Genomic DNA, 13,786 nt, shown 5'->3' with positions numbered 1-13,786 from the left:
GTAATGCAGTGGGGTAACGGACGACTATGCTGACGGTGAAGAGCAATCTCGCGCTGGCTTGTGCCTTGAGCGCGCTGGCCGGCTATGTCGATGGCATCGGTTTCATTCATCTCGGTGGGCTGTTCGTCTCCTTCATGAGCGGCAATTCCACCCGCTTGGGGGTGATGATCGCCGAGCTGGACTGGCCCAAGGCGCTTGAAGCGCTGAAGCTGATCGGGCTGTTCGTACTGGGGGCCGGGCTTGGCAATTTCGTGGGTTATGGCCGCGGCAAGCATCGGCAATGGATGCTGTTGCTGACGGAGGCCGCGCTGCTTTTCGCAGGCGCGATCGCCTATCAACTCGATGCACCCGACATCACCATCATGGCCATCGTGCTGGCCATGGGCCTGGAAAATGCGATGTTTCAGACCGACGGGACCGCCGGCATCGCGCTGACTTACATGACCGGCACCCTGGTGCGAATCGGACAGTTGCTCGCTGTCGCACTGCAAGGTGGCCCACGCTGGGCGTGGATCCCCAATCTGCTGTTGTGGAGCGCCATGGTTGCCGGCGCCGTCATTGGCACGTTGGTTTATCTTCGCTTCGCGCTCGCGGCTGTCTGGTTTGCTGCAGGCGCTGCCTTGTTGATCGCTGCGATCACCGCTCTTGCGGCATGGCGCCAGCCTGCCCGATGATCGCCATCAGCCCCTTGCATGATTCTCATGCGACGACCGCTTCCGGTTGAAGCGAAGGAATGTCGATGTCTGACGAAGCGAAGCCCCGTGGAGCTTGCCTGATCGGGTGGCCGGCTGCTCACTCGCGCTCGCCGCTGATCCACCATCACTGGCTGCGCCATCTCGGAATCGAGGGCGGCTACACCATCGAGTCCGTGCCGCCGGAAGAGGTTGCCGACTTCGTGATGAACCTGTCGCGGCGCGGCTATATCGGCGCCAATGTCACTATTCCGCACAAGGAGCGCGTGCTGAAGCTGACGGCGCCGGATCGTCGGGCGCGTGCGGTCGGTGCGGCCAACACGCTGTGGTACGATCACGGCACACTGCGTGCGACCAATACCGATGTCGAAGGTTTCATCGACAATCTCGATCACAGCGCGCCGGACTGGGACCAGGCCGATGATGCGCTGGTGCTTGGCGCGGGCGGATCGTCGCGTGCGGTCGTGTTCGGTTTGCTGGATCGTGGCATCAAGCATGTCTATGTCGCCAATCGCAGTATCGAACGCGCGCAGGAGCTCGCAAAGCTGTTCGGCGAGCGTGTGGTCCCGATCGGCTGGGATGCCGTCCCCAGCACGCTGCCGCAGGCGTCGCTCCTGGTGAACACGACATCGCTCGGCATGAAGGGGCAACCGGATCTCGTCATCGATCTCGCTGCGCTGCCGGATCAGGCCGTGGTGGCCGATCTCGTTTATGTTCCGCTGGAGACGCCGCTGCTGGCAGCCGCTCGTGCACGTGGCCTGCGCACGGCGGATGGTCTCGGCATGCTGCTGTATCAGGCGGTGCGTGGTTTTGAGCTGTGGTTCGGTCAGCGCCCGGAAGTGACGCCGGAACTCCGCGCCGAGGTGGAAGCGGATCTCCTGGCATCGCTCTCACAGTGACGTGAGGGCGGAATAGCGGTTCAGCAATCGGGTTTCCATGTGAGGGCAGGGCTGTCTTCTCAAGGAAACTGCATATGGTTCAAGTTATCTCGACTTCGGCACGTCTGCTGGCGGGCACCGTGCTTGCCGCGTCTCTCACGATCTCCGCCGCGTCGGCGCAGCAGCCGCAGCCTTCGAATATTCGCGGATCGATCGAGAGCGTCGATGGTGCCGTGCTGAACATCAAGGCGCGCAACGGCGGCGAGCGCAAGGTTCGCATGTCCGACAATGTCACGGTCACGGGCATCACCAAGGCGGCGCTGTCCGATATCAAGAGCGGCGACTATGTGGGCGTCACCGGCATGCCTCAGGCCGATGGCACGCAGAAGGCGATCGCGATCCATATTTTTCCGGAGTCGATGCGCGGTCTCGCCGAGGGCTCACGGCCATGGGATCTCAAGCCGAATAGCAGCATGACCAATGCCACCGTCGATCAGAAGGTCGAGGCGAAGGACGGTCAGACACTGACGGTGAAATACAAGGACGGCGAGAAGAAAGTCACCGTCGAGCCGAGCACGCCGATCGTGACCTTCGTGCCCGGCAACAAGAGCGAGCTGAAGCCCGGCGCACAAGTGATCATCATCGGCGCGAAGAAAGCCGCCGATGGCAGCTTCGAGACCGCGCGCGTGAATGTCGGGCTGGATGGCCTGACGCCGCCGATGTGAACTCCGTCATTGCGAGGAGTGAAGCGACGAAGCAATCCAGCCTTCGACGAAGAACTGGATTGCTTCGCCCAAACGAATTGCTTTGCAATTCGTCAGGGCTCGCAATGACGATTACTACTGCACCAATACGCGCTTGCTGATGCCGGCGATGTCGTTGACGCCGCACAGGCCCATGGTGGTGCTGAGTTCGTTGCGCAGGATGTCCAGCGCCTTGGTCACGCCGGGGCCGCCATAGGCGCCGAGGCCGTAGACATAGGCGCGGCCGATCATGCACGACTTCGCGCCGAGCGCGAGCGCGCGCATGATGTCCTGGCCGGAGCGGATGCCGCTGTCGAACATCACCTCGATTTCCGAGCCGACCGCATCGACGATCCCCGGCAGAACCGAGATCGATGACGGTGCGCCATCGAGCTGGCGGCCGCCATGGTTCGAGACCACCATCGCCTGCGCACCGACCTTCACGGCCTCGCGCGCATCCTCGATGTCGTGGATGCCCTTGATGATGATCTTGCCGGGCCAGATGCTGCGGATCCAGTCGAGATCCTTCCAGTTCAGCGTGGCGTCGAACTGCGATGCCGTCCATTGCGACACCGACTCGAGATCGTCGGTGTTCTTCACGAAGCCGGCGATATTGCCGAAGTTGCGGCGCTTGGCCTGCAGTGTGCGCATCAGCCAGGCGGGATGGCTGACGAAGTCGATCATGTTCTTGAGATTGTAGATCTGCGGCGGCACCGACAGGCCGTTCTTGATGTCCGCATGGCGCTGGCCGATCACCTGCAGGTCCACCGTCAGCACCAAGGCGCTACACTTGGCCTTGATGGCGCGCTCGATCAGCTCCTTGATGAAGCCGCGGTCTTTCATCACATAGAGCTGAAACCAGAACGGCTTCTCGACATTCTCGGCGAGGTCCTCGATCGAATTGATCGACATCGTGGACAGCGTGTAGGGGATGCCGAACGCCTGCGCGGCGCGGCAGGCGTGGATCTCGCCGTCGCCATACTGCATGCCGGTGGAGCCGACCGGCGCGCAGATCAAAGGCATCGTCGCCTTCTCGCCGAGGATCGTCGTCGAGGTGTCGCGCCTGTCGATGTCGACAAGAATGCGCTGGCGGAATTTCAGCTTCTGCAGGTCTTCGGTATTGGCGCGAAACGTGTCTTCGCTATAGGAGCCGTGATCGACGTAATCGAAGAAGGCCTTCGGCACATTGCGCTTATGTTCAAGACGAAGATCTTCGATGCAGGTGATATGCTTCATGAGAAGTCCCAGCCGTTCTTGTATTTACTTGTTGGGACGTCATCTAACATGGATGGGTGCTTGACCACATCACTCTTGTCATCACCATGTCGTCTAATCCCGAGGGAAAAGTCATGACGGGCTCGAAGTCGCGCGACGCCGGCAAAGTCCATGACGAGACAGCGCAAGCGGCAGAAAAGCGCCGGCTCGAAGACGCCCTTAATGAGGGGCTCGAGGAGACCTTTCCGGGATCCGACCCTGTCAACGTGACCCAGCCTGCGCATTCGAAGGCGGACCACAACATCAAGCGCAAGGGGTAAGCTGGGGACGGCTGCGCCGGGTGTTCCCGCGCGCCCGGTAAATAGCTACGACTTTTCAAAGGGTTGAATGCTTGCGGAGCCGGCCGCCCTCGGTAATGATTCATCATATTTTTTGAACGGAATTTAGCGGCTGCCGCTCTATAAGACGGTCACATGTGAGGCGAACCGGTGCCGTGAGTCGGCCGGGACGCGTTGTGCGCCTGCGAAGTGCGGGCGCAATGGGGGTTATCATGAGCCGCAAATATTTCGGGACTGACGGCATTCGCGGTCGTGCCAATGGATTGATCACGCCGGAATTGGCGCTGAAGGTCGGGCAGGCCGCCGGCCTCGTGTTTCAGCGTGGCGATCACCGTCACCGCGTGGTGATCGGCAAGGACACCCGCCTGTCCGGCTACATGATCGAAAACGCCATGGTGGCGGGTTTCACCTCGGTGGGCATGGATGTGCTCCTGGTCGGCCCGATGCCGACGCCGGCGGTGGCGATGCTCACCAAGTCGATGCGCGCCGATCTCGGCGTCATGATCTCGGCCTCGCACAACCTGTTCGAGGACAACGGCATCAAGCTGTTCGGCCCGCTCGGCTTCAAGCTGTCCGACGACGTGGAAAAGCAGATCGAGGAATTGCTCGACGACAATCTTGATCGCCAGCTGTCGCAGAGCGCCAATCTCGGACGTGCGCGTCGTATCGATGGCGTCCATGACCGCTACATCGAATTCGCCAAGCGCACGCTGCCGCGCGACATCAGCCTGGAAGGCCTGCGCGTCGTCGTCGATTGCGCCAATGGCGCAGCCTACAAGGTGGTGCCGGAAGCGCTGTGGGAACTCGGCGCCGATGTCATCTCGATCGGTGTGGAGCCCGATGGCTTCAACATCAACAAGGAATGCGGCTCGACGGCGCCGGAAGCGCTGAGCCGCAAGGTGCGCGAACTGCGCGCCGATATCGGCATTGCGCTCGATGGCGATGCGGACCGCGTCATCATCGTCGATGAGCGTGGCCATGTCGTCGACGGCGACCAGCTGCTCGCAGTGATCGCGCAGAGCTGGAAGGAAGATGGTCGTCTGGCGAAGCCGGGCATCGTTTCGACGGTGATGTCCAATCTCGGCCTCGAGCGTTTCCTGCAGTCGCATGGCATCGAACTCATCCGCACCGCGGTGGGCGATCGCTACGTGCTCGAGCAGATGATGAAGAACGGCTACAATGTTGGCGGCGAACCGTCAGGCCACATCATCATGTCGGACTATGCGACCACGGGCGACGGCTTCGTCGCTGCGTTGCAGGTGCTTGCGGTGGTGCAGAAGCTTGGTCGCTCGGTCTCGGAAGTCTGCCACCTGTTCGATCCGCTGCCGCAGATCCTGAAGAATGTGCGTTATCGCAGTGGCAAGCCGCTCGACAATGCCGAGGTGAAGTCCACCATCGCGGCGGCCGAGCAGCGCCTCAACGGCCATGGCCGCCTGCTGATCCGTCCGTCGGGCACCGAACCGGTGATCCGCGTGATGGGCGAGGGCGATGACCGTGTCATGGTCGAGGAAGTCGTCGATACCATCGTCGATGCGCTCGGCCACGCTGCCGCGGCATGATTCTGTAGGGTGGATGAGCGAAGCGTCATCCGCCGCGAAGTTTCAATCATGCACTCGGCCGGCGGATGACGGCTTCGCCTCATCCGACCTACAAGTCCAGTTTTGATAGTTAACGAATCTCAAACGCCGCGCTGATGCGCGGCGTTTTTCGTTGTGCGATCGGTCGCCGCATCAAGGAGTTGTTAGTAGTTGTGACGCTGCGAGGGCAGGAAACGACAATGCTGTTTTTTACCGTCACCAAATATCAACCTTAATTGTTAGGGTTAAGTGCCGCTTAAGACATTGGTGTCATCGTCCGCTTGTGAGTTTCCGAGTGAGAGGCCTCGTTTGTTTGCCTCTCTGGCCCAACAAGGATGAAGCCAATGCGTAGCGTGAAATTTATTGTTGCCGCAGGTGCGGCGTCCCTGATGTCGACCGCTGTTTTCGCCGCCGACATGCCTATTGCTCCCCCGCCTGCCATGTATGCCCCGCCGCCGGTCGAAGACTTCGGTGGCTGGTATCTGCGCGGTGATATCGGCATGAGCAACCAGCAAGTGAAGCGTCTGGAAAACTCGCTGGCATTCCCCAATCAGGCCAATGGCCTGGGCTTTGACAGCGCAGGCATCTACGGCGTCGGCCTCGGCTATCAGTTCAACAACTGGTTCCGCGCGGACGTCACTGGACAGTATCGCGGTCGCGCCAATTTCCACGGATCGAGCAGCGTCCAGTACGGTCCTGGCGACGATGGCGCCAACAACTATAGCGGCAGCAAGTCGGAACTGCTGTTCATGGCGAATGCCTATGTCGATCTCGGCACCTGGTGGTGCGTTACGCCGTTCATCGGCGCCGGCATCGGCGCTTCGTATAACAGGATCAGCGGCTTCCGCGATGACGGCGTGCGCAGCAACAACGGCGCATTCTCGAGCAGCGTGACTTACTTCGAGGATCACGGTCAGTGGAACATGGCTTGGGCGGCCCATGCCGGTCTGTCCTACAAGGTCAATCCGAGCCTGACGCTCGAACTGGCTTACAGCTATGTGGATCTCGGTTCGGGGCGTCCGGGTAACTTCCGCGCCTACGACAATTCCGCCGCTGGTGCATCGTCCATCGTCCTCAAGGACATCACCTCGCATGACCTGAAGCTCGGTGTGCGCTGGAACCTCGATACGCCGCCGCCGGCCGCCTATGCGCCGCCGCTGATGCGCAAGGGCTGATCACCTACTCGATCTTAAGAGACCTTAACGGCGCGGGAGCTTCCCGCGCCGTTTTGTTTTGCGCAGGTGGTATCATTGCAACTAACGATTAAGGTTAACGGGGGATGATCACGACAGTCCGGTGCGTTGAGGAATGATCGTGATGCGTAGCTTTCTGATTGCCGCAGCTGTTTTCACTTTTGGGCAAGCCGCCCAGGCTGCCGATCTGCCGTTCCTGCGTGGTTCGTTCCAGGACGGTCCCGTCCTGCAGCGACCGATCTGGGACGGCTTTTATGTCGGTGGGCAGGCGAGCTATGGCTCGGCCGTGTCCAATATCTCTCCTAGCTTCAATGCCGGCCTTCAATCGACCTATATCCCGCCGGTCGGCGAGACCGGTCAGTTCAATTGGCCGGGGCTCGCATCGCCGCAGGATAACAGCACGGCCTTTGGCGGCTTCGTCGGCTACAATTCGCAATGGGACGATGTCGTTATCGGTCTCGAGGCGAACTACATTCATGGCAGCTACAAGACAGTGACGAGCGCGGCCGCTGGAAGCACCGATAGCCTTGGCACGCCGTTGACGACGAGTTCGACCGCCACGATCAAGATCGATGACTTCGGCTCGCTGCGCCTTCGTGCGGGTTATGTTGCCGGAAGCTTCCTGCCTTACGCCTTTGTCGGCGTCGGTGCCGGCAACATGGTGACCGATCGCAGCACGCAAGTGAGCATCGGCGGCGTGTATTATCCGCCGAACCGCGACACCAAGTCGAATCTCGTCTATGGCTATTCAGCGGGCCTTGGTGTCGATGTGATGCTCGTCGGCGGCCTGTTCATGCGCGCGGAATACGAATATCAGCGCATCACGGCGAAGGACGTTGACGGCAACGTCAATAGCGGGCGCGTCGGTCTCGGCTACAGGTTCTGATCGTGCCGCCCCTCTCGCGACTAACCTTCAGGGTAGATTGACACCGCATGGCGGGAATGCTGCTCTTCTGGCCAGGCAGGGGATGCAGCCATGAAAATCTACGGCGATCTTGGTTCGGGCAATTGCTTGAAGGTGAAGTGGGTCTGCGATCATCTTGCACTGGCCTATGACTGGATCGATGTCGATACCCAGAAAGGCGAGAGCCGGACGCCGGAATTTCTTGCTTTGAACACTGCCGGGCAGGTGCCGACCGTCGTGCTGGATGACGGTCGTCCGCTGGCGCAATCCAATGCCATCATCCGCTATCTCGCCCGCGGCAGTGCGCTGATCCCCGCCGATCCGTACCAGGCGGCGAAGATGGATGAATGGCTGTTCTGGGAACAGTACAGCCACGAGCCCTACATTGCCGTGTGCCGCTATCAGATGGTCTATCTCGGCAAGGCCATCTCCGATCTCGATCCTGAGAAAGTGAAGCGCGGACAATTCGCGCTGGCGCGGATGGAGCGCCAATTCAAGGTGAGCCGCTATCTTCTCGGCGATGCCTTTTCGCTGGCTGATGTGGCCTTGCTCGCCTACACGCGCGTCGCGCATGAAGGCGGTTTTCATCTCGCGGGCTATCAGGCGATCAGGCGCTGGATCGCGGATAGCGAACAGGCATTACGTATCGCCTGACGCAACGCTGGTGTCGCGTTGACAGGCGTGGCGGTAATCGAGTGCTTGATTTTTCCGCATGCGACAGCTGTCGGTATCATGCGGCTGCGCTGGTCCGTGGTTCGATTAATGACGCGTAAACCAGCGCGGCCCTGAACGGCTTTGTTTCGGAACGGCCCGGACGTCTCGACGTATCTATCTACGTCTGGGGACGTTGGAATGAAGCATGAAAAATTACTCCATTGAGAAGATCGGTGCCGATTATGTCGTCAAGGTCGACGATCAGAGTGTGATGAAAATGGCAAGCCGGCGGCGGGCTGCGCAGCTGGTCGTCGATGCGTCGGGATTGCTCGAAGAAGTCCCGCTGGTGCCAGATGCCGGCTCTCCGCTGGAAGTGAGTGCCGGCGAAGCGGATGCTCTTTGCAGCCAGCCGGAAGGGCAGGGCGTCGCGCCCGTGGATGGCGCCGCCTGAGCGACATCTCATCAATCACCCGTGAAGGCCCCGAAGTCGCTTGACGCTTCGGGGCCTTTCCCATATCTGCGGTCTCGGGACACCTCCCCCCAACGGGAGGCTTACTATCTGGAAGGATAGACGATGACTGCAGCGAAGCCCGCTTCGCGGCCACACGTGCCGCATTTCTCTTCCGGCCCTTGCGCCAAGCGCCCCGGCTGGACCCCCGAACAACTTGATCGTTCCGCACTCGGCCGTTCGCATCGCGCGAAGGTCGGCAAGACCAAGCTCAAGCTCGCGATCGACCTGACGCGTGAAGTGCTGGAAGTGCCCGCCAATTATCGCATCGGCATCGTTCCGGCCTCGGATACGGGCGCCGTCGAAATGGCGCTGTGGTCGCTGCTCGGGCCGCGTCCGGTCACCACCATCGCGTGGGAATCCTTCGGCGAGGGCTGGGTCACCGATATCGTCAAGCAACTGAAGCTGAAGGATGTCACCAAGCTGCATGCCGGCTATGGCGAGATTCCCGATCTCTCCAAGGTCGATCAGAATTCCGACGTCGTCTTCACCTGGAACGGCACCACCTCCGGCGTGCGCGTGCCGAATGCCGACTGGATCAAGGACGATCGCGAAGGCCTGACCATCTGCGACGCGACCTCCGCCGCTTTTGCGCAGCCGCTCGAATGGTCGAAGCTCGATGTCGTCACCTTCTCCTGGCAGAAGGCGCTGGGCGGCGAGGGCGCGCATGGCATGCTGATCCTGTCGCCGCGCGCGGTGGAGCGGCTCGAGAGCTATGTGCCGTCATGGCCGCTGCCAAAAATCTTCCGCATGACCAAGGGCGGCAAGCTGATCGAAGGCATCTTTGTCGGCGAGACCATCAACACGCCGTCCATGCTGTGCGTCGAAGATTATCTCGACGCGCTGAACTGGGCGAAGTCGGTCGGCGGCCTCAAGGGCCTGATCGCGCGTGCCGATGCCAGCACCAAGGTGCTGACGGACTGGCAGAAGAAGACGCCGTGGGTGGACTTCCTTGCCGCCGATCCGGCGATCCGCTCCAACACCTCGGTGTGCCTGAAGGTGATCGATCCCGCCATCACCGCGCTCTCGCCGGACGCCCAGGCCGACTTTGCCAAGAAGCTGGTCGCGGCCGTCGAGAAGGAGAATGCCGGCTTCGACTTCGGTCATTATCGCGATGCCCCCGCCGGCCTCCGCATCTGGTGCGGCGCGACCGTCGAGGCGAAGGACGTGGAGATCCTCACGCAGTGGATCGACTGGGCCTTTGCCGAGACCAAGGCCGCGCTGACCAAGGCGGCTTAAGTAGCACTCTTAATTTCCCCTCTCCCCCAAGCACAGCGAAGCTGTGCGGGGTGGGAGAGGGTGGATCGAGCGCGAAGCGCTCGAGACGGGTGAGGGTAGCCACAAACTCCGAGCCCAGCATTACCCCTCATCCGCCTTCGCTGTGCGAAGGCACCTTCTCCCACAAGGGGAGAAGGAAAGAGCGCGTGCGTGTTTCAGCAAACACAGGATCACATCCCATGACCGCCCCCAAAGTTCTCATCTCCGATGCTCTCTCTCCCGCTGCCGTGCAGATCTTCAAGGATCGTGGCATCGACGTCGATTTCCAGCCGAACCTCGGCAAGGACAAAGAAAAACTCGCCGAGATCATCGGCAATTATGATGGCCTCGCCATCCGCTCGGCTACCAAGGCCACGGCGAAGATCATCGAGAAGGCATCGCGCCTGAAGGTGATCGGCCGCGCCGGCATCGGCGTCGACAATGTCGAAATCCCCGCGGCCACCGCCAAGGGCATCATCGTGATGAATACGCCGTTCGGCAATTCGATCACGACCGCCGAACACGCCATCACCCTGATGCTCTCGCTCGCCCGCGAAATCCCGCAGGCGGATGCCTCGACGCAGGCCGGCAAGTGGGAGAAGAACCGCTTCATGGGCGTCGAGATCACCGGCAAGACGCTGGGCGTGATCGGCTGCGGCAATATCGGCGCGATCGCTGCTGACCGTGCACTCGGCCTGCGCATGAAGGTCGTCGCCTTCGATCCGTTCCTGTCGCCGGAGCGCGCCAAGGATATCGGCGTCGAGAAGGTCGAACTCGACGATCTGTTCAAGCGCGCAGACTTCATCACGCTGCACACGCCGCTCACCGAGAAGACGAAGAACATCATCGACGCCGCCGCCATTGCGAAGATGAAGAAGGGCGTTCGCATCATCAATTGCGCACGCGGCGGTCTGGTCGATGAGCAGGCTTTGGCCGATGCGCTGAACAGCGGGCAGGTGGCTGGTGCTGCTTTCGACGTGTTCGTCGAGGAGCCCGCCACCAAGAATGTGCTGTTCGGCCATCCCAATGTGATCTGCACGCCGCATCTCGGCGCCTCCACCAATGAGGCGCAGGAGAATGTCGCGCTGCAGGTGGCGGAGCAGATGTCGGACTATCTTTTGTCCGGCGCGATCTCCAATGCCATCAACTTCCCTTCGATCACTGCGGAGGAGGCCCCGAAGCTGAAGCCGTTCATCGAGCTTGCGGAAAAGCTCGGCTCTTTCGCCGGCCAGCTCACCGACAGCGACATCGCCAAGGTGACGATTACTTACGAAGGCGCCGTCGCCGAGATGAAGATCAAGGCGCTGACCTCGGCTGCGCTGTCGGGCCTGCTGCGTCCGATGCTGGGCGACGTCAATGTCGTGTCGGCGCCGAGCGTCGCCTCGGCCCGCGGCATGGTGGTGGATGAAGTGGTCCGCGCTGCGCAGAGCGACTATGAGAGCATGATCACCGTCGCGGTGACCACCGACAAGCAGGAACGTGCCGTGTCCGGCACGGTCTATGCCGACGGCAAGCCCCGCCTTGTCGATATCAAGGGCATCCGCGTCGATGCAGAGTTCGGCAAGTCGATGATCTACATCACCAATGAGGACAAGCCGGGCTTCATCGGCGCTTTCGCCTCGCTGCTCGGAGACGCCAAGATCAACATCGCCACCTTCCATCTCGGCCGCCAGAGCCAGGGGGGGACGCCATCGCGCTGGTCGAAGTCGATGGTCAGGTCCCGGCCGATGTGCTGGCCAAGGTGCAGGCGCTGCCGCAGGTCAAACAGGCGAAGGCGCTGGGCTTCTGAGCCACGCTGCAAACCGACAAAAATCCCCGCCCTAAAGGCGGGGATTTTTCGTTTGGCGAACAATTCTCCCGTTGAGGTCGGTGCGATCGGTCCAACACGGCCCCCGGATGTAAGAATTTAGGAACACTACTCCGGTACGCTCATATGAGAAATCAGCGGCTGAAGGCCGTGCGCTCGGGGGAATTATTCGTGAAGCTCGCCAATATCCGTATCACCTACAAGCTCGTCGTCCTGGTGGCGGTGACCATGATCGGCCTCTGTGCCGCAGGCATTCTCGCCGCCTCTCTGGTCAAACGCGAGATGCTCGACGCGCGGCTGGCTCAGCTCAAAACGATCGTCGAGATCGGCACGAATGTGGCTGCAGACATTCAGAAGGATGTCGCCGCCGGCAAGCTCACCAAGGAAGCAGCGACGACCGAATTGCTGCGCCGTGTGGTGCCGATGACCTATGACAACGGCAACTATCTCTTCATTTACACGATGGATGGCGACGTGGTTCATCTGCCCGGCTTCAAGCAGGGATCGAACCGGCTTGATGTGAAAGTCAGCGGCATCCCGATCACGCGCGAATTCCGTGACGGCGTTGCTGCCAAGGGCTCCCATGTCCTGACCTACGAATTCCAGAAGCCGAACGAGACCGTGCCGTCGCGCAAGATGGGCTATGCCGCGGCGCTGCCGGGCTGGAACATGTTCATCGCCACCGGCGCCTATCTCGACGACCTCGACGCACATCTGAAGCCGATCATCTGGGCGCTGGGCCTGGCGATGCTCGCGATCGCGGCTGTCGCCGGCGTCATCGCCTGGTTGATCAGCCGCAGCATCACCGGCCCGCTGGGTCAGCTTGGTGCACGCATGGAAGCTCTCGCCAGGGGCGAGCTCGATGCCGCGATCCCCGGCGTTGAACGTGGTGACGAAGTTGGCGCCATGGCGAAGACGGTTCAGGTGTTCAAGGACAATGCAATGCGTATCCGTTCGCTTGAGCAATCCGAGAGCGATGCGCAGGATCGCATTGCTTCCGAGCGTCGCGCCGCCATGGAAGCGATGGCCGGCGATTTCGAGCGCAGCGTCACCGGCATCGTGCGCTCGGTCTCCACCGCTGCCGCCGGCATGCAGAGCACCGCACAGTCGATGACGAGCACGGCCAGCGATGCCAGCGCGCGTGCTGCCACCGTCAGCGCCGCGTCCAACCGCTCTTCCGACAATGTCAGCACCGTTGCGTCGGCGGCCGAGGAGTTGTCGGCGTCGGTGAGCGAGGTATTGCGCCAGGTCGCGGCATCCAGCGAGATCGCCAACAAGGCCGTCAGCGATGCCGAGCGCACCAATGCGACGGTGCAGATCCTGTCGAGCGGCGCCGAGAAGATCGGTGAAGTCGTGCAACTCATTCACAGCATCGCGTCGCAGACCAATCTGCTCGCCTTGAACGCCACCATCGAAGCCGCACGTGCGGGCGAGTCCGGCCGCGGTTTCGCGGTCGTCGCATCCGAGGTGAAGGCGCTGGCCAGCCAGACCGCCAAGGCCACCGAGGAAATCTCGTCGCAGGTCGCCGCGATGCAGGCCTCGACCAGCGAAGCGGTCGCCTCCATCGATGCGATCACCGGCACCATCGCGCAGATGAGCCAGATCACCACCACCATCTCCGAAGCAGTTCAGCAGCAGGGCGCCGCAACGCAGGAAATCGCTCGTAACATTCAGTCGGTCTCAGCCGGCGCGACCGAGATCAGCAATCACATCGGCGGCGTCAGCAGCGCTGCCGAGGCGACCGGCTCGGCTGCATCGCAGGTGCTGTCCAATGCGCAGGAGCTCGAGGGCCAGTCCAGCCAGTTGCGCGCGGCCGTCGATGACTTCCTGGCCAAGGTGCGGGCCGCCTGAGGCTTTTGCCGCCGCTCGCGGACATCACTTCACGAATCGAAAGCCCTCCCATGTGGAGGGCTTTTGCGTTTCGAGCCTTGTTCAGTGGTCAGTGTCCTTGGCGCGAGGTGCGTCCTATTGCAGCATCGATGCGCTGCTCCGGGTGGCAAACCAGCATCAATTCGGTGCG

General features: G+C 61.5%; 12 protein-coding genes and 1 pseudogene. 12 read left to right on the top strand and 1 reads right to left on the bottom strand.

Going from position 1 to position 13,786, the window contains the following annotated elements:
* Positions 1 to 26 precede the first annotated feature (26 nt).
* From RPMA_RS22055 to RPMA_RS22045, 3 genes are all read left to right on the top strand, one after another.
* Positions 27 to 674, top strand: a complete 648-nt coding sequence (locus RPMA_RS22055) for a YoaK family protein (RefSeq protein WP_211909787.1) — start codon at positions 27 to 29, stop codon at positions 672 to 674.
* Between the two features lie 65 nt (positions 675 to 739).
* Positions 740 to 1,591 carry a shikimate dehydrogenase gene (locus tag RPMA_RS22050; RefSeq protein WP_211909786.1) on the top strand — a complete coding sequence of 284 codons (852 nt, stop codon included), beginning with the start codon at positions 740 to 742 and terminating at the stop codon, positions 1,589 to 1,591.
* 74 nt (positions 1,592 to 1,665) lie between these two features.
* Positions 1,666 to 2,295 carry a DUF5666 domain-containing protein gene (locus RPMA_RS22045; protein WP_211909785.1) on the top strand — a complete coding sequence of 210 codons (630 nt, stop codon included), beginning with the start codon at positions 1,666 to 1,668 and terminating at the stop codon, positions 2,293 to 2,295.
* Positions 2,296 to 2,409: 114 nt separating this feature from the next.
* On the opposite strand, the gene RPMA_RS22040 is transcribed toward RPMA_RS22045, so the two are convergent.
* Entirely contained in the window at positions 2,410 to 3,549 is a 1,140-nt protein-coding gene (locus RPMA_RS22040) for an alpha-hydroxy acid oxidase (protein ID WP_211909784.1), read from the bottom strand.
* 113 nt (positions 3,550 to 3,662) lie between these two features.
* Between RPMA_RS22040 and RPMA_RS22035 the strand changes: the two genes are divergently transcribed.
* From RPMA_RS22035 to RPMA_RS21995, 9 genes and pseudogenes are all read left to right on the top strand, one after another.
* On the top strand, positions 3,663 to 3,848 hold the full coding sequence (locus tag RPMA_RS22035; RefSeq protein ID WP_211909783.1) for a hypothetical protein: 186 nt from the start codon (positions 3,663 to 3,665) through the stop codon (positions 3,846 to 3,848).
* Between the two features lie 230 nt (positions 3,849 to 4,078).
* Positions 4,079 to 5,425: a phosphoglucosamine mutase gene (gene glmM, locus RPMA_RS22030; RefSeq protein ID WP_211909782.1), complete on the top strand. Its 1,347-nt coding sequence runs from the start codon at positions 4,079 to 4,081 to the stop codon at positions 5,423 to 5,425.
* 362 nt (positions 5,426 to 5,787) lie between these two features.
* On the top strand, positions 5,788 to 6,618 hold the full coding sequence (locus tag RPMA_RS22025) for an outer membrane protein (protein WP_211909781.1): 831 nt from the start codon (positions 5,788 to 5,790) through the stop codon (positions 6,616 to 6,618).
* Between the two features lie 142 nt (positions 6,619 to 6,760).
* Positions 6,761 to 7,522, top strand: coding sequence for an outer membrane protein (locus RPMA_RS22020; RefSeq protein WP_249225344.1), 762 nt, complete (start codon positions 6,761 to 6,763; stop codon positions 7,520 to 7,522).
* A 90-nt stretch (positions 7,523 to 7,612) separates the two neighbouring features.
* Positions 7,613 to 8,194, top strand: a complete 582-nt coding sequence (locus RPMA_RS22015; RefSeq protein ID WP_211909779.1) for a glutathione S-transferase family protein — start codon at positions 7,613 to 7,615, stop codon at positions 8,192 to 8,194.
* A 205-nt stretch (positions 8,195 to 8,399) separates the two neighbouring features.
* Complete coding sequence (locus RPMA_RS22010) at positions 8,400 to 8,645, top strand: hypothetical protein (protein WP_211909778.1); 246 nt, start codon at positions 8,400 to 8,402, stop codon at positions 8,643 to 8,645.
* Positions 8,646 to 8,768: 123 nt separating this feature from the next.
* Positions 8,769 to 9,941: a phosphoserine transaminase gene (locus tag RPMA_RS22005; RefSeq protein ID WP_211909777.1), complete on the top strand. Its 1,173-nt coding sequence runs from the start codon at positions 8,769 to 8,771 to the stop codon at positions 9,939 to 9,941.
* A gap of 218 nt (positions 9,942 to 10,159) precedes the next feature.
* Positions 10,160 to 11,748: pseudogene (serA, locus tag RPMA_RS22000) on the top strand (phosphoglycerate dehydrogenase).
* Positions 11,749 to 11,892: 144 nt separating this feature from the next.
* Positions 11,893 to 13,617, top strand: a complete 1,725-nt coding sequence (locus RPMA_RS21995; protein WP_211909776.1) for a methyl-accepting chemotaxis protein — start codon at positions 11,893 to 11,895, stop codon at positions 13,615 to 13,617.
* The last annotated feature ends 169 nt before the right edge of the window (positions 13,618 to 13,786 follow it).

The sequence above is a fragment of the Tardiphaga alba genome (genome assembly GCF_018279705.1).
Lineage (GTDB): Bacteria > Pseudomonadota > Alphaproteobacteria > Rhizobiales > Xanthobacteraceae > Tardiphaga > Tardiphaga alba.
Note: the sequence above shows the minus strand (reverse complement) of the source record. Positions and strands in the feature narration are given on the sequence as shown.